We start from the raw sequence: 16926 nt of genomic DNA, 5'->3' as shown, positions 1-16926 counted from the left end.
TAATACAGTTTGTATAATTATTCTGTATCTATTATACCTAAAAATTTCTGCTTTGTCGCCTATTTCATATCAACTTGTACAGTTTCTATAATTTGTTGTACTTCTTCCTCTACAACATTCAATAGGTCAGAACATTCTTTTACTAATGTCAAACCCTTTTTATAGGTATCTAATAGTTCATGCATAGACAAAGAATCATCATCTAATTTTTGAACTAACTCTTCTAAAGCTGTATATTTTTTTTCATAACTTTTAATTGATTTAGCCACGATCTATTACCTCCTGTACCGTCGCTTTTATCGATCCATCTTGTATATGTACCTCTATGGTATCTCCTATATGTACATGTTGAATCGACTGTAAAGGTACGTTATGTACATCAACTTTTGCAAATCCTTTTACTACCTTTGAAAGAGGATTTTTTCCCTCTAATTGTGTAGCAAGCATGCCTAATCGACTATTCTCTTCTTGCAGTCTCTTTTGCATCTGACTATGTAGCCTATGTTCAAACTTTTGTAATATAGTATTTTGCTGATGCAATAGAGTTAATGCTGGCATAGTAATACTACGATTACTAATAGAGAATAATAACTGCCGTTCTTTTTGAATGCGATAGCGAATAGTATTTTCAATAAAATCAAGTTTCTGTGCTACTTCTTCCTTCAACTCATCCAATGGATAGATAGACAATTCTGCTGCGTGACTTGGCGTAGCACCACGTTTGTCAGAGACAAAGTCACATAACGTATAATCTACTTCATGTCCCACAGCAGATACAACAGGAGTATAGCAATGAAATATAGACTCTACAAGTGTTCTATCATTAAAACACCACAAGTCTTCCATAGCTCCACCACCGCGACCTACAATAATAAGATCTACATCAGGATCCGCATCAGCCAACGCTATCCCTTTAGCTATGATAGGGCCAGCACTATCTCCTTGTACGGGAACATTAAATACCTTAAACGATACAAGAGGGTTTCTTTGTTTCGCTACATGTAAAATATCATGTATAACGGCACCAGATGCGGAAGTAACAACACCTATACAGCTCGGTAAGGGAGGTAAGGGCTTCTTATATTTTTCATCAAAATAGCCTAACGCTAATAGTTCTTGCTTTAGTTTTTCATAGGCAATTTGGTAACTACTTTTTGTACCTACTTTTATATCTTCACAGATAACACTAATCCGACCTGTTTTTGAATAATAGCTCACATTCCCACGGACTTGAACTAATACTCCATTTTCTAACGTATCTACTAAGCCTCGTTGTTGCGCTTTTCCACGCCATAAAGCCATATCAATAGATCCCGTATCATCAATCAAAGAAAAATAATAATGTCCTGTAGAATAATGCTTTTTTAAATTCGATATTACACCTTCAACAATACAGTTTTTTAAAAGAAATTCTCCTTCTACGGTTCTTTTTATGATGTCATTTAGTTCTCCTACTGAATAGGCTTCCATTAGCTGTCTCCTTCAATTATCATAGCGCCATAGGCATTACCAGATGCATTATCTGCACTATATTTAGGTGATACACATAGTACATCAAGGTTATGATGATGGCCCCAATGAACTAAACGCTTTTGCAAATACGTATTCGCCATCACTCCTCCCGCAGTTACCAAAGTAGTTAGAGAGTGATGCTTGAGTATATAAGTTAAGGCTTTTTCCAATGAATCTCCTATGCAATGAAATACAGAAGATGCTAATGTTTGAGCTTCTACTTCATCTTGCAATGCACTAGGATTTGTCCAATCAATAATGGAATGATGTAATGATTCCCACCAACGTTGCCCTGCACTATAAGGTCCACCAAAACTAATGGTAGCTCCTTGCACAGCAATAGGTAACACAGAATCTGTTTGATATTTTGTCTTCCTAGCTAATTTTTCCATGGTAGGACCTGCCGGAAATGGTAACCCCATTAATACTCCAAGTCTGTCTACTAATTGTCCTGCTGCAATATCATCACTAGTTCCAACCAATGTAGTTTGAAATCCACTCCCTTTGATTCGTTCACAGATCACAAACTCTGTAGTTCCACCCGATAGATGTAAACTTAAGAAAGGTCCATCTGGAACTTCACCAATTTCTCGTAAAGCGGCCCAAATATGATTTTCTTGGTGAGAAAATACATGCACCGGAATCTGCATACAATGACCTAGAGATTTAGCTACATTAAGCCCTACTAGAAAGGCTGGCATATAGGAATTTTCTTCTCTTCTTGGAAATCCACTTACACCAATTGCTGCAATGGGTTCATCTAGCTGTAATGATTCCAGTAAAGTACTTAATGCTCTTGTATGTTGGAATACCATTTGCGACTGTTGTAATCCCCGTTTTCCGATCGGTACTTCTAATAGCTTTCGCACCTCTTGAATCAGTCTACCCTCTTCATCAACGATAGCGCAGGATGTGGTATAACAGCTCGTATCAATCCCTAAATAATAGGCCATATTATTGTCTCGACTTCGCTAAATTATGAAGAATAGCATTAATATATTTATAAGAATTTTCTCCCCCATATTCTTTCGCTAGTAACACTGCTTCATTGATAACAATATTGGATGGAGTATCTGCTTGTGGGTGCATTAATTCCCATGCGGCCATACGCAAAATTGTCAATTCTACTTTCGGGAACCGTTCCATCTTTCGTTTTGGCGAGAACTCTTGCAAAGCCTCATCTAGTATACTTTGTTCCTCACATACTCCTGCAATAATTTGCTTCGCAAATTGTTTAGCATCCCCTTTTAGTGCTGATTCCATACCTTCTTGCGTACCTTCTGTGTGGAATGATTGTGCATATATTATTTGAAAAGCAAATGCTCTCGCTAACCTACGATAGTTCATTGCTTACTTCCTTTCTCTCTAAGCCATCAATGTGTACATCTACACGTACACGATATAAATCCAACATATTTCTTAAATCTTGTCGAATCTGTTGTTGTATTTGTTTTGCCACCTCTAATAGATGGCATCCATAATATAAGCGAACATATAAATTGATTTCAATAAACGCTTCTCCATGATTATCTTTTTTATGCTTCACATTCATACCAAGCCATCGTTTTTGACCAAACTTCTGTGAAAGTCCATCTACAACTCCATCAAAGAATCGTTTACTCATCGAATGTATTTCATCAAATGATGACAACACTCTTGCTGTTACATCTAAAATAACAGCATCTGTAATTTCAATTTGTAACTGATCTGACATAATCACCTCTAAGATACTGTGCCTTCAAATACAATATCTTCTACATAAATATCGACACTTGTCACTGTTACATCGGTCATTGAAACGAGAGCTGATTTAACTCTATCTTGTAGCCGCAACGCTATATCTGGAATCCGATATCCATAATGAACAGCAATATGAAGTTCAATCTGCAATGATCCATCCTCTAAGGTCTGGATTTTAACACCATCCATGGCATTTTTTCTGCCGAATAAATTGCCAACAGTATCACCAAATGTAGTACGCATGCCTGCTACTCCTTTTGACTCTAGTGTTGTCATGGCAGCAATCATCTCATACACAGATGAATCGAACTGTATAATTCCTTCAAAAAAACGATTATCTTCCATATATTTACCAAAAAAAAGCATTTGTCGTCCCACCACAGGCCAACAAATGCTTTTAATTACAATACTATACTAATTGTTAAAAGATCAAATCTGTGGTTTAAGCACGTTCAATATATTGTCCAGTACGTGTATCTACACGTAATACATCGTCTACTTCGATGAATAAAGGTACTTTTACAACATAACCTGTTTCTAATGTAGCAGGTTTATTACCACCAGTTGCAGTATCACCACGGATACCAGGGTCAGTTTCAACAACACGTAACTCAACAGCTACAGGTAAGTCGATACCGATGACAATGCCTTGGAAGAACATAATGGACACTTCCATATTTTCTAACAAGAAGTTTTTAGCATCACCTAATTGGTCAATTGTCAATTCAATTTGGTCATATGTTTCATTATCCATGAACGTATAAGCCCCATCAGACTCATATAAGTACGCCATACGACGACGATCAACATGAGCTTTTGGCACTTTTTCACCAGCATTAAAAGTACGTTCTACAACGGCACCTGTTTGTAGGTTTTTCAATTTAGCACGTACGAATGCAGCACCTTTACCTGGTTTAACGTGTTGAAAGTCAACTACTTGCCATACATTACCATCTAGTTCGACAGTTACGCCTGGACGAAAATCATTACTGGAAATCATTGTAAATCCCTCCATTACACATCTAGTTCTATTAATTCCTTAGGAGTTTGTGACAGTATTTCACATCCCTCCTCAGTTACAATAACTGTATCTTCTATGCGAAGTCCCATCTCCCCCGGAAGGTAAATTCCCGGTTCTACAGTGACAACCATATTAGATGCCAATATATCATTTGATCTAGGTGAAGCCACAGGTAATTCATGGATATCCAATCCTACACCATGTCCTGTACCATGACCAAAATATGATCCATAGCCCTGCTCTTGAATATACTCTCTACAGATGGTATCTATTTCTTTACCAGATACACCAGCTTTTACGCCAGCTACGCCTCGCATTTGAGCTTCTAGAACAATACTATATAATTTTTTTTGAAAATCCGTTGCTTTACCCAGGACGATAGTTCTGGTCATATCTGAGTGGTATCCATTATACATAGCGCCAAAATCAAAAGTAACAAAATCACCACGTTCCATCACTTTATCACTAGCTACGCCGTGAGGCATACTCGACCGATATCCGGATGCCACAATCATAGCAAAAGATGGTTCTCGAGAACCCCGTTGCAACATCTCTGTCTCTAATATAATGCGAGCTTCATTTTCTGTCATGCCTACTCGCAATTGTGGGAGCATCGCAGCAAATGCTTCATCCCCGATACGGAATGCTTCTCGCAAAGACGCAAGTTCATCTTCGCGCTTTATAGCTCGTAGAGTAGCAAAGTTTAGAGATAAAAACTCAGTGTCATCTAATGTATCACAAAGCTGTTGAAATACATCGACACTCATAATACTACCTTCAAAGCAACAAGTTTGTAATGCAGCACCTGAATCATTCACAAGGTCCTTGATAGTTTCATACACATCTTTTGTATATTGAATAACCTCATAGCCTTCACACTCAGATTTAGCTTGCTCTGTATATCGACTATCCGTCAAAATATACGCAGATTTAGGCCCTATAAATGCCACTGCTGTGGTCCCTGTAAATCCTGCAAAATAATGCAAATTAACAGGACTTGTTAAAATGGCACCATCATACTTTTCATTTTGTAAAAATGCTTGCAAAGTGACTAATCCATTCACAGTATCGCCTCCTCAATCAGCATCAACTAATGATACCATAGAATGTATAGTTATGACAAATTGAATAGATTCGATTAAACGATACTTTTTTCTTTGTCTGTCAAATCTACATACATACCAACTTCTTCTATGGAATCTAAAGTAATTGTATCAATATGTGTTCGCTGTAAATAGGTCACTGTACCACCACATGCACCAATCATACGTTTGACCTGATGATACTTGCCTTCGTAGATTGTCAGTTCACAAGAGTGAATCATGTCTCCTTGCTCATTCAATACACCTTCATCTTCATGTAAAGTGATTTGAGCTGGCTTACATTCCGTACCATCACCTAGGACCATACCTTCTCGTATCCGATTTATAGCATCCTCAGATAGATTACCACTATATTCAACATAATACGTTTTTCCAATATTCTTTTTACCGTGGATAATTTTATGAGCCCACGGACCATCATTCGTCAAAAGAAGCAATCCTTCTGTATCTTTGTCTAGTCGACCTACTGGGAATACTTTTAAAGTTTGAAACTCCTCAGGTAGCAGTTCCATAATCGTAGGATCTGTTGTATCTTCCACGGCTGTTACATATCCCGCTGGTTTATGAAATTTCACATAATATTCCAACTGAGCTTGCACAACTTGATCTTGAACAGTTACAACATCGACGTCAGGGTTGATGTGCATATCTTTTTTCTTAATGATAGTATCATTTACTTTCACAAAACCCTGTTTTATTAAATCATGTACTTCTTTTCGAGTACCAAAAGCTTTATGCGCTAAAAATTTATCAATCCTCACCGTAACCACCTTCTCTAACATGCGTATGAGATGTATCATTTAACACAACAATTCGATTGTAAGGTGATGCATCGCCCCAGAAATCAACGACACTAACAGCCGTATTCCCTTGGGCTAACCTCCACAAACAATTTAAAGGAATCCCTGTCAATGCACATAATAAAGTTCGAATGGTACCTCCATGACAGACCACAACTAATCGTTGCCCATCCTCCATCATTGATAGCTCTTTGAGTAAACGAGCATACGCACGTTTTTGGACCATCTCTACAGTCTCTCCTTGAGGAATTTCTTTTTCTGTGGGATCCTCATAAATAGCTTCAATTTGTCCAGGCCAACGTTCATTAATTTCAGAATATGTTAGCCCTTCCCATTCACCAAAACAAATTTCTCGCATATCTTCTGTAAATGTAGTTGGAATATAGCGGCCTTTTAAAATCTCTTCTGCTGTCACTCTAGCTCTAATTAAGTCAGATACAATGGCTCTGTCAAAATGAACATCATGCAAAGCATCTCCTACATCAATCGCTTGGGATAGCCCTTTTTCATTTAATGGAATATCACTGAAACCTTGATGTTTACCAATATGGTTCCAATCAGTTTCTCCATGTCGCACAAAATATATTTGTATCATATTATCTCCTATAGTTCTGAAAGTATTCTTTTAATACTGTTAGTAATGTAACATTTGTGTCATGATCTTTCACGGCGATTCTAAACCAGTTGGGCCCTAATGTACTGTATGTAGAGCAGTCACGTACTAATATAGATTTACTGTATAAATAATCTTGTAAATCCCCAAAAGAATATTTTGAATCCAATCTACCCAATATATAATTAACAGATGGTTTAACCAGTTCAAATACATTCAATGCACTAAGCTGCGTATACAACCACTCTTTTTCTCTACCAAGAAATTCTCTCGTAGATTCTATATATGCTCTATCTAACACAGCTGCTTCCCCATATACTTGTGCTAAATGATTCACCGACCATGTAGGGATAGAGGATTTGATTTGTTCAATCACTGTAGGATGCCCCATCATCGCACCCACACGTAGGCCTGGAACAGCATAAAATTTCGTCAACGAATGAACTACCACACAATGCTCGTATCTCTTTACATATTCACGCATAGAAAAGTTATCGCCAACAAAGTCGATAAATGATTCATCAAACACGATGTAATGATGATTTTCTTTACAAATATGAAATAGTTCTTCACTCCTATGCGTCCACAATGTACCGCATGGATTATTCGGATTACCAATAAATAAGATAGTCTGTGTGCACTCTTTCATCTTGTCCATCAACAAATCTAGATTATACATAAATGTATGTTGTTGCGCATCATAAGTTAACGAATATTCTTTTACGTGTAATCCACAAGAATTCGCTGCATGTGCATATTCTGAAAACCCAGGTGCTGGGACATAGACAGTATCTACATTGGACAATCTACAAATTCCATAAATTAACTCTGCCGCCCCATTACCCAATGCAATATATGACTCTGGCATATTCCATACTCGACTCAGTGTACTAATCAAACCATGCAATTCAGGATCCGGATAATGAATAATTTCTTCAAAATGTTTTTTCATAGATTCTGTTCCTGCTGGACTCATGCCAAGAGGGTTAATATTAGCACTGAAATCAAGTATGTGTTCCAGAGAAGTTCCCATGTTGCGACTAGCCTTATGTACATTACCGCCATGAACATTTACTGTTTTCATAGTACGCACCTCCTACGTCCTTATCGTTGCATAAATGTGATACCTTCATTAGTAGTTTCCACTGTATCTATATAGGTTACAGTAGGTAATTCTCTTCGTACTTGCTGAATGCAATGACCAATGCTAGGTGAGTCAGGGGGAAACAACAATCCTAATATGGTCCCACTATGCGCGATAATTGTACCTATTGCATTACAGGCTACTCCAATTTGATGTAAATCGTACAAACTAGCCTTATGTAATATTCGTTGGTTCGCAAAAGAACTAATGGTAGAGGCTTCACCAATTAACTTAACATTATGTGTTTGTATGCCCTCTTTGAACTTTGCTAAAGCTTCTACCATAAACTCTTCCTTTTCATCGATCAGTTGTGGTAAATTCTTTTGATGATTAAATTGAATCGTATCAATTGTGCCGCCTTCATCAAATATGGCGATACGCATAGGAGGGCAAGTTCCCAATATATCGCAGCAGGCTCCCTGAATATAATCAAATTGTACTATTCCCTGATAAAAAGGCGCATCAGAAGGCTCGATGGATAAACAGAGACTAGAGAGTTCGTCCATAGAAAGGGTATATCCATAAGAAAGTGCAGTAGCCATGGCTACTACACTGATATCTGCACTACTAGATGCCAACCCTTTTCCTTGTAAAATATCGGAGTGTAGATAAATGGGAGTATCCACAGTATCTGGCACTCCTAATAGTTTCTTCACAGATTGATAAGCCTTATATGCTTTAGACTGCAAAGATACAGAAGATATAGGCAGCGGATGTTGAACATCGCTAATAGCATAAGAATACCGATTTATGGGACAAGTTACTAAAAAGCGTTGTCCTTGGATGGACCCTTGTATAAATTCACCACAAGTTCCAGGTGTTCGTACATAGTATGCCAATCCTATATCCTCCTTTCTATTACACTATAGACCAAATTATAGTGAACAATATTAAAAATACTTCTGACAATTCACAGACAAAGCCATACGTATCACCAGTAGTTCCTCCTAAATGCTTCGTGATGTAGGAATTAAGAATATAATTGCACATAAGAGCGATTACAAACAAAAATGCATACACCCACTGAAAATATAGAGTGGGAAGTAATGCCAATACTGTCGACACCCATACTGCATAGGTGGGTGCATTATCTGCAAAAAACTTGCCTATTCCTTCCGGACGAGCATAGGGGAATTTTTGAATGCTAATTACCATAGTATAGCGACTCAGTATAGGCATCGTCAACAATATGGTAGGCAAGAATGGTTCTGGTACATTGACTAATAATTGCCATTTTAACAATGTTAAAAATACAAAGCCTACTACGCCATTACTGCCTACACGGCTATCTTTCATAATTTCTAATTTACGTTCTCGGTCTCGTCCAGAAAACAAACCATCACAGGTATCCATAAATCCATCTGCATGAAGACCACCTGTGAAGAGAAACTCAAAGATCACTAGTAACAACATCAACAAAGATACTGGAATATACGGATGTACCAATGCATATATGCCCCACATAAAGGCACCAATGACTAGTCCTACTAATGGAAAATACGTCACAGAAGCACCAAAATCTTCAACTTTCCATTCTGTTTGATTTACAATTTTTAAACGAGTTAAAAATTGCAATCCTACAAAAAATCCTTTCATATACACCTACCATTGATTAATGAGATACTTACTTGCCATTGTGATAAGTATACCTAGTATCGAGACAGTATACATTAGATATATGGTTTGATAAATATGACGACCTTTCATGATTTGTATAGGGTCACCCATATACTCTCGAAATGTTACCTTATCATGATATACATTATACCCACCTAAGCGGATATGCAAAGCTCCCGCTACAGGTGCTTCTGCGTATCCTCCATTGGGACTTGGATGTTTAGAAGCATCTCGCTTCGCAATAGTTGCTGCATACTTCCAGTCTTTGCCATAAATCCATGCCGCTATAATAAATAAAACGCATGTGATACGGGATGGAATATAATTAACTACATCGTCAAGACGAGCAGCAAAGCATCCAAAATATAAGTATCTTTCATTCTTATAGCCCAGCATAGAATCCATTGTATTAATAGCTCGATACCCAATAGCACCCCAAGGACCTAATAGGATATACCAAAATAAAGGAGAAATAATTCCATCTACAGTATTCTCTGCAATGGTCTCTATAGTAGCACGAGTAATCTCACTTTCATCTAGATCGGTTGTTTTTCTACCTACAATCCAGCCTACCTTACGGCGCGCTTCTCCTATATCTTGTTTACGCAGTAATCTAGCTATTTCAACGCCTGCTTCTGCTAAGCAACGGGGACTAATTGATATATAGACACATAGTATGGAAATGACAAAATATAAAATAGGGTGAATTGTACCACCTATAAATAGTATACCTGTAACAATACCTACCACAGTCATTAAGACTAATAAGACCGTCGATATACCTTCCCAAATTTGTTGGGTTGGTGTGGCCGACTTTTTATACAATAGCTTTTCATAAAAAGAAATACAATTTCCCATTAACACAACTGGATGAAATTTACTTCTAGGATCACCCAATAGTGAATCTAATAGAAATGCTACTAAAGGTATGGCATACACCAAATGGTGCGTAATCCATTCCATTAGTTTTGCTCCCATAGGGAGTTAATATATTCCATATCTAAATGCTCCTCTACAATCGTAGCTAAGCGATTATAAGCAGCTTCTTTATGCTCAAAATATCGGAATACAATATCCAATGGTTCTAACCCTTTCTTAGCGCGTAATGCATTAAGAATAGAACGACGTAACTCATCATTATCTAAAATACCATGGATATAGGTTCCCATAACTTGACCATTGCTTGTGACAAATCCATCAATGACATCCACTTTTGCATCACTTCTTTTTTGAATATGGAAGCACCGCTCTCCATCCCCTACTGGTTGCGTATCCCCCATATGGATTTCATAGCCAACTAGCTCTTTGCCAGAATAATTGATATCTAGGAACGATAAGTTTTCCACATCAAAAGAGACTTGATGGGTCAACTTTTCTGATTTCATGGTAGTCGCCGTAGGCAATAATCCCAGTCCTTGTAATTCAGGAATATCACCTTCTATACCTTCTGGATCATATAACATTTCACCTAACATTTGATTGCCACCACAGATGCCAATGACAGGTACACCAGCTGCAGCAAGACGTTGTATTTCTTCTGCATATCCCTGTTCCTGTAAATAGGATAAATCTGCCAATGTATTTTTAGACCCTGGTAACATAATCATGTCTGGATGCCCAATGGGTTCTCCTTGCTTCACAAATCGTACAGATACATCTGGTTCATACGCTAAGGCATCAAAATCTGTAAAATTAGAGATTTTAGGTGTTTGCATAACAGCAATGGTAATTTCTTTCGCCACGCCTCTATATTTACTCTCCAAGGCCACAGAATCTTCTTCGTCAATGTCTAAGTTTTCAATGGCTGGCACCACACCAACAACCTTTTTTCCAGTCTTTTCTTCAATAAAATCTAAAGCAGGCTGCAATAGTGTTACATCTCCACGGAATTTATTGATGATGATACCTTTCACAAGATCCCGTTCATCTGGCTCTAGTAGTTCTAAGGTGCCCACTACCGATGCAATAGCTCCCCCTCGATCAATATCTGCTATGAGCATAACCGGAGCATTTGCTAGTTTAGCAACACGCATATTGACGATATCATTAGCTTTTAAATTTACCTCTGCAGGACTCCCCGCCCCCTCAATGACAATCATATCAAAGTTTTCATCTAAATATTGTAAACTTTCTTTCACTTTATCTAAGGCCGTTAATGAGTATTTTGTATGGTATTCTCTCGCACTATATACACCGACAGGTTTTCCCATCAAGATTACTTGTGATGATTGATTGCCAGTAGGCTTTAATAAAACAGGATTCATTTGAACAATAGGTTCTAAGCCTGCCGCTTCTGCTTGGGCTACTTGTGCTCGACCAATTTCATCTCCCGCCTTTGTTACATAAGAATTTAATGCCATATTTTGAGCTTTAAAAGGAACGGTTTTATATCCTTTGTTATGTAAAATACGACACATGGCAGTTGCTAAAATACTTTTACCTACATTTGAACTTGTCCCTTGGAACATAATTTTCTTAGCCATTGTTAGTAACCTCCAATGCTTTCAAATCTATTGTTATACCACTCATTGTCATATATGCAGCATCAGAATGCGATGCCACGAGGCGATTCACACGTCCCATCACATCCCTGAAAACGCGTGCTAATTTATTTTCTGGAACGATTCCTAATCCAATCTCATTCGTTACAAAAATAATCGTTTTTTCTTCAATACTCTCATAATTTCTTACGCAGTCTAACACTTGCTGAACTTCATCCAAAATGGATATTTCTCTTTGATTAATATCATCTTGTGATCTAAACTCACCATCTTGCAATAAAAGGTTAGTCGTCCACATGGTCAAACAGTCTACCAGTATGACAGAACACTCTTCTAAAATACTATGTATATATTCACTGATATAATAGGGAACTTCATAGTTTTGCCACCTATCTTGTCTACGCTCTTGATGCAAGTGAATACGATGTCTCATTTCATCATCATAAGCTTGTCCCGTGGCAATATATCCCTTTTGTCCTTCAATAGATAATGCGAGTTTTTCAGCAAATTCGCTTTTTCCACTCCTAGCACCACCTGTACAAAATATTATACGATTTTTCATAATATACCTATACAAAATTGTCTCTTATCAGGTATGATATGTACTGTACATTCATTGCTAAAAGGAGACAATTATGGAATTATTAAATTTAGACATTCAATTGATGGCTACATTATGGGAACATACATATCGTGCAGCCATTAAAGATCAAAACGGTAACTATGTAGCCTCTGTGCGTATTATTGTGAATATCCCTCTTTCACCAGAAAGATTACCACAAAATGCACCTAAAGCTGATCCACAATTATTTGTATTAGTGGAAGATGCCGTAATGGATTCAGCGGATATCATTCAATTTGAAACACTATTATCCGTTCATATTCGAGAAAAATTCAAAAATGAAATCGATCAAATCTACTTCTTCTATCCTAGTCCAGAAGATGTACTAAATAAAACAGTAGATGTACAAGAAGTACAACACTAATCCAAAATCATCATACATAGTATTATAGCATATTCTAAAGACTTTCATATTACCAAATGTGAATTTCTTATAAACAAAAATACATGTCCAGGAATTGTAACCGTACATTCCCGACATGTATTTTTTAATTTATTTTATTTCATCTTCTACACGGGCTAAGATAAATAGCAAATCAGATAAACGATTTAAATATCTTACGTTAGACATGTGTATCTCTTCTGTTTCGCCTAGTTTCCATAGATCACGTTCTGCTCTACGAACAATGGTCCGCCCCAAATGCAAGAAGCTTGATGTTTTACTATCTCCTGGAAGAATAAATTTAGACAATGGTTCTAATTGTTCATCAAATCTATCAATAATCTGCTCCAGGTTGACTACATGTTCTTCTGTAATCGTTGCTTCTTGGCCTAAACTAGAAATATCAGCCATAATCATCCATAATTCTTTTTCCAGTTGCAACAGAGTTTCCTGTACAACAGCTTTGTCTGAATATGCACGTGCTACTCCTAAAAATGCTTGTGCTTCATCAATTGTTCCATACGTACATACTCGTTGCGATGCCTTCCCTACCCGTTCACCTGTATATAAACCAGTTGAACCTGCATCACCTGTTTTTGTGTACACTTTTGCCATAGTATACCTCCTTAGAATGTAAGAAATCTTACGATTTCTGTAATGAATACTGTGCCTAAGCACCCTTTATATACGACTTGCTATTTCACGTAGTCGTTGGATACGACTTTCTGTACTTGGATGCGTACTAAATAGCTGAGTCACGGTGGATGAAAGTCCACTTAAAGGATTAATGATAAACATATGCGCAGTAGCAGAAACTTGCCCCTGATTTTGAGATGGTAAAGAACCATAATTCGCATAGTGTTCGATTTTAGCAAGGGCAGATGCCAATGATAAAGGTTTGCGACTAATGATAGCTCCTTCCATATCAGCTGCATATTCACGAGAACGAGATACCGCCATCTGAATTAATGTAGCAGCCAGTGGCGCTAAGATAATAGTTCCAATTAATGCTAATGGATTGCTATTGCCTTCTTCATCATTTCCACCAAATATCGCCGTCCATTGCAACATATTAGCTACCATAGCAATAAATCCTGCCATACTAGCTACAATGGTACTAATTAATATATCTCTATGCTTCACATGACCTAATTCATGAGCTAACACGCCTTCGATTTCATCTACAGTTAGCAAATTCATAATGCCAGTTGTCAATGCTACTGCGGCATGTTCTGGATCCCTGCCCGTAGCAAATGCATTTGGTACATCGGATTGAATTAAGTATACGCGAGGCATCGGTAGGTTAGCCTGAGTAACTAACTTTTGCACAACTTGAAAAATTGCTGGATTATTCTGTGGTGTAATTTCTATAGCGTCATAGGCTTTTAACACCATAGATGCGCAATTCCAATACGTATAAAAGTTAATTCCCAAAGAAATAAAAAACATAAGTATCATGCCAGAATGACCACCGACTAGTTGTCCCACTACCATCAGTAGCCCTGTCATTAAAGCCAATAAAGCTGCTGTTTTTATAGTATTCATGTATCCTCCTACTTATTTCATAGAATATATATGCTTAAAGTATAGCATATAAATATTAAAAGATTCATGAATTTTTCTATTCATATTTAATTTTAACGACTTTAGCACCTTCTCGATCAGCATGTAATACAAAGCGTCTACAGTCGATATCATGCTCCATAAATACGGCGCTCATTGCATCTGCAATAGTAACCGCATGTTCTGGAGAACAATACGCGATGAGAGTAGAACCTGAGCCGCTTATGGTAGAGCCGTAGGCTCCATGTTCTTTGGCTGCTGTAAATACATCATCGCAATACGGAATTAATGTTTTACGATACGGCACATGTAGGTAGTCCTGTAATGCGATGGATAAATTATCCATTCGATTTTGAATCATAGATCCAACAAATAATGTAGCAAAACCTACATTGGCCACAGCCTCTTGATAGCTTAATTCTTTTGGTAATACACTTCTTGCGTACGATGTTTCTACAATGACTTCTGGTACTACTACTGCAAATGTCAAATTACTTGGTACATCAATATGGGAGTGAAATACAGTGTCATTGCCACCTACAGCACATACTAAATTACCCATAATAGCTGGCGCTACATTATCTGGATGACCTTCCATATCATTAGCGATTAACAATAGCTCATCTTTTGTCAACGGTTCTTTTAAATAAGCATTGGCTAACAACAATCCACCTACAATCGCCGTAGAGCTACTCCCCAAACCTCTAGATGGAGGGATTTGTGTATTGGAATGGATGCGACCATATACAGGCTTGGCATGTACTTCTTTAAAGACCCGCTCCATAGCAATTCCCACCAAGTTTTGGCTATGGTCCTCTTGCTCTAGCAAGTTAGCCCCAAAGCCCTCAAAGGTGTATGAATTAGACATAGCCTCTGTATCTGGTTCAAATGTAAATAAATTATATAAGTTTAATGCTACACCTAGACAATCAAATCCAGGACCACAATTGGCACTTGTAGCCGGTACTTGTACCGTAATTGATTTCATGAAAACTCCTTATTCTACCATGATGCGGATAACACTACCTACTTCTCTTACTACCCGTAAATGATTGAACGAATCGATTAGATTTTGTATATATGCATGTGGACACTTAGAAGTAATAATTGCTAATGTAGCTGTATCATTATCAGCTTTTCGTTGAATTACAGAATGCGCCGAGATACGTTGTTCCGCAAGTTTAGTAGCTACCTTAGCCAACACTCCCGTAGAATTATCTACTGTCATACGAATATAATAGGCAGACTCAATTTTACTAGAATTATACATTGTTTTTTGTGGGTAATAGAATTGTCTCATTTCCCCTGTTTTGCCTTGAGCTACATTACGAGCTACTTCCATAACATCACTGACAATGGCACTCCCTGTCGGAAGGCTACCTGCTCCACGACCATAGAACATGGCATCATCAAATCCATTGCCTCGCAAGAAGACCGCGTTAAAAGATCCACGTACAGAAGCCAATGGATGCGTATTTTCAATGAATGCAGGATGTACATTTAAAGACAGGCCTTTTTTAGTTTCTCTCGCAATACCCAATAGTTTAATTGTATAGCCAAATTCTTTACCAAACTGAATATCACTGGCATCAATCTTTGTGATGCCTTCACAGCTTACATCTTCAAAAAAGATACGTTTATTAAATGCTATGGAGCCTAAAATAGCCAATTTACGAGCTGCATCATAGCCCTCTACATCAGATGTAGGATCTGCTTCTGCATATCCAAGCTCTTGTGCTTCTTTCAGTACTTCCTCATACCCTAATCCATCTTCGCTCATCTTGGATAAAATAAAGTTTGTGGTACCATTTAGAATACCCATAATTTCAGAAACTTGATTGCTTCCAAATGAATCATATAAAGCACGAATCACTGGTATAGCTCCCGCTACACTAGCTTCAAAGCGTAAATCTACCTGATGTTTACTAGCTAATTCCATCAAGTATGGGCCAGCTTCTGCTAATAAATCTTTGTTCGCAGTCACAATATTCTTACCAGCAATAATAGCCTCTTCAATACAAGTACGAGCAAAGATTGTGCCCCCCATTACTTCCACCACAATATCTATAGATGGATCTTGCAAAATTTCTTTATAATCTGTCACAAAACTTGCTGTACTAGGCAATGTTACATGACTATATTTATCTGGATTTCTAACATAAATCTTGTCCACAATGACTGGAACATTGATGCGATGTTGAATCACTTCCAAATTTGTGGTCAACAATTCAACAGTACCTTGACCAACTGTACCAAAACCCAATAGGGCAATCTTTACGCCTTGCTTCATTCTTTATCTCCTTGAACA

The 16926-nt window shown here is 37.6% G+C and carries 21 protein-coding genes; 1 reads left to right on the top strand and 20 read right to left on the bottom strand.

The window, feature by feature from the left end; all coding sequences use genetic code 11:
* Nucleotides 1-59 precede the first annotated feature (59 nt).
* From xseB to cobU, 16 genes are all read right to left on the bottom strand, one after another.
* On the bottom strand, nt 60-269 hold the full coding sequence (gene xseB, locus EO122_RS02560) for an exodeoxyribonuclease VII small subunit (protein ID WP_126937244.1): 210 nt from the start codon (nt 267-269) through the stop codon (nt 60-62).
* Complete coding sequence (gene xseA / locus EO122_RS02555) at nt 262-1470, bottom strand: exodeoxyribonuclease VII large subunit (protein WP_127009243.1); 1209 nt, start codon at nt 1468-1470, stop codon at nt 262-264. The genes xseB and xseA overlap by 8 nt, the downstream gene beginning before the upstream one ends.
* Complete coding sequence (locus tag EO122_RS02550; protein ID WP_127009242.1) at nt 1470-2465, bottom strand: metallohydrolase; 996 nt, start codon at nt 2463-2465, stop codon at nt 1470-1472. The genes xseA and EO122_RS02550 overlap by 1 nt, the downstream gene beginning before the upstream one ends.
* A gap of 1 nt (nt 2466) precedes the next feature.
* Nucleotides 2467-2859 (bottom strand): transcription antitermination factor NusB, encoded by a 393-nt coding sequence (nusB, locus tag EO122_RS02545; RefSeq protein WP_127009241.1) that lies wholly within the window; start codon nt 2857-2859, stop codon nt 2467-2469.
* Nucleotides 2846-3226: an Asp23/Gls24 family envelope stress response protein gene (locus tag EO122_RS02540; RefSeq protein WP_127009240.1), complete on the bottom strand. Its 381-nt coding sequence runs from the start codon at nt 3224-3226 to the stop codon at nt 2846-2848. Before EO122_RS02540 ends, nusB begins: the two co-directional genes overlap by 14 nt.
* A gap of 8 nt (nt 3227-3234) precedes the next feature.
* Nucleotides 3235-3597, bottom strand: coding sequence for an Asp23/Gls24 family envelope stress response protein (locus EO122_RS02535; protein WP_127009239.1), 363 nt, complete (start codon nt 3595-3597; stop codon nt 3235-3237).
* A gap of 97 nt (nt 3598-3694) precedes the next feature.
* Nucleotides 3695-4252 carry an elongation factor P gene (efp, locus tag EO122_RS02530; protein WP_126937372.1) on the bottom strand — a complete coding sequence of 186 codons (558 nt, stop codon included), beginning with the start codon at nt 4250-4252 and terminating at the stop codon, nt 3695-3697.
* Between the two features lie 14 nt (nt 4253-4266).
* On the bottom strand, nt 4267-5337 hold the full coding sequence (locus EO122_RS02525; RefSeq protein ID WP_127009238.1) for a Xaa-Pro peptidase family protein: 1071 nt from the start codon (nt 5335-5337) through the stop codon (nt 4267-4269).
* A 74-nt stretch (nt 5338-5411) separates the two neighbouring features.
* Nucleotides 5412-6137: a pseudouridine synthase gene (locus EO122_RS02520; RefSeq protein WP_127009237.1), complete on the bottom strand. Its 726-nt coding sequence runs from the start codon at nt 6135-6137 to the stop codon at nt 5412-5414.
* Nucleotides 6127-6771: a histidine phosphatase family protein gene (locus EO122_RS02515; protein ID WP_127009236.1), complete on the bottom strand. Its 645-nt coding sequence runs from the start codon at nt 6769-6771 to the stop codon at nt 6127-6129. Before EO122_RS02515 ends, EO122_RS02520 begins: the two co-directional genes overlap by 11 nt.
* 1 nt (nt 6772) lies before the next feature.
* Nucleotides 6773-7873 carry a threonine-phosphate decarboxylase CobD gene (gene cobD, locus EO122_RS02510; RefSeq protein ID WP_127009235.1) on the bottom strand — a complete coding sequence of 367 codons (1101 nt, stop codon included), beginning with the start codon at nt 7871-7873 and terminating at the stop codon, nt 6773-6775.
* 20 nt (nt 7874-7893) lie between these two features.
* Nucleotides 7894-8772, bottom strand: coding sequence for a GHMP kinase (locus EO122_RS02505; RefSeq protein ID WP_127009234.1), 879 nt, complete (start codon nt 8770-8772; stop codon nt 7894-7896).
* A gap of 19 nt (nt 8773-8791) precedes the next feature.
* Nucleotides 8792-9529 (bottom strand): adenosylcobinamide-GDP ribazoletransferase, encoded by a 738-nt coding sequence (gene cobS, locus EO122_RS02500; RefSeq protein ID WP_127009233.1) that lies wholly within the window; start codon nt 9527-9529, stop codon nt 8792-8794.
* Between the two features lie 6 nt (nt 9530-9535).
* Nucleotides 9536-10528 (bottom strand): adenosylcobinamide-phosphate synthase CbiB, encoded by a 993-nt coding sequence (gene cbiB, locus EO122_RS02495; protein ID WP_240632635.1) that lies wholly within the window; start codon nt 10526-10528, stop codon nt 9536-9538.
* Entirely contained in the window at nt 10513-12033 is a 1521-nt protein-coding gene (locus EO122_RS02490; RefSeq protein ID WP_127009231.1) for a cobyric acid synthase, read from the bottom strand. The genes cbiB and EO122_RS02490 overlap by 16 nt, the downstream gene beginning before the upstream one ends.
* A complete protein-coding gene (gene cobU, locus EO122_RS02485; protein WP_127009230.1) occupies nt 12026-12613 on the bottom strand; it encodes a bifunctional adenosylcobinamide kinase/adenosylcobinamide-phosphate guanylyltransferase in 588 nt (195 codons plus the stop codon). The genes EO122_RS02490 and cobU overlap by 8 nt, the downstream gene beginning before the upstream one ends.
* A gap of 73 nt (nt 12614-12686) precedes the next feature.
* On the opposite strand from cobU, the gene EO122_RS02480 reads away from it, so the two are divergent.
* Nucleotides 12687-13037 (top strand): hypothetical protein, encoded by a 351-nt coding sequence (locus EO122_RS02480; RefSeq protein ID WP_127009229.1) that lies wholly within the window; start codon nt 12687-12689, stop codon nt 13035-13037.
* A 129-nt stretch (nt 13038-13166) separates the two neighbouring features.
* On the opposite strand, the gene EO122_RS02475 is transcribed toward EO122_RS02480, so the two are convergent.
* The 4 genes from EO122_RS02475 to EO122_RS02460 form a co-directional block, all read right to left on the bottom strand.
* Nucleotides 13167-13670, bottom strand: coding sequence for a cob(I)yrinic acid a,c-diamide adenosyltransferase (locus EO122_RS02475; protein ID WP_127009228.1), 504 nt, complete (start codon nt 13668-13670; stop codon nt 13167-13169).
* A 66-nt stretch (nt 13671-13736) separates the two neighbouring features.
* Nucleotides 13737-14600 (bottom strand): zinc metalloprotease HtpX, encoded by an 864-nt coding sequence (htpX, locus tag EO122_RS02470; protein ID WP_126937261.1) that lies wholly within the window; start codon nt 14598-14600, stop codon nt 13737-13739.
* 76 nt (nt 14601-14676) lie between these two features.
* A complete protein-coding gene (thrB, locus tag EO122_RS02465; RefSeq protein ID WP_127009227.1) occupies nt 14677-15606 on the bottom strand; it encodes a homoserine kinase in 930 nt (309 codons plus the stop codon).
* A gap of 9 nt (nt 15607-15615) precedes the next feature.
* Nucleotides 15616-16908, bottom strand: coding sequence for a homoserine dehydrogenase (locus EO122_RS02460; protein ID WP_127009226.1), 1293 nt, complete (start codon nt 16906-16908; stop codon nt 15616-15618).
* Nucleotides 16909-16926 lie beyond the last annotated feature (18 nt).

The sequence above is a fragment of the Veillonella sp. CHU110 genome (assembly GCF_003992255.1).
Lineage (GTDB): Bacteria > Bacillota > Negativicutes > Veillonellales > Veillonellaceae > F0422.
The sequence above is the reverse complement of the archived record's forward strand: the minus strand, read 5'-3'. Positions and strand labels throughout refer to the sequence as shown.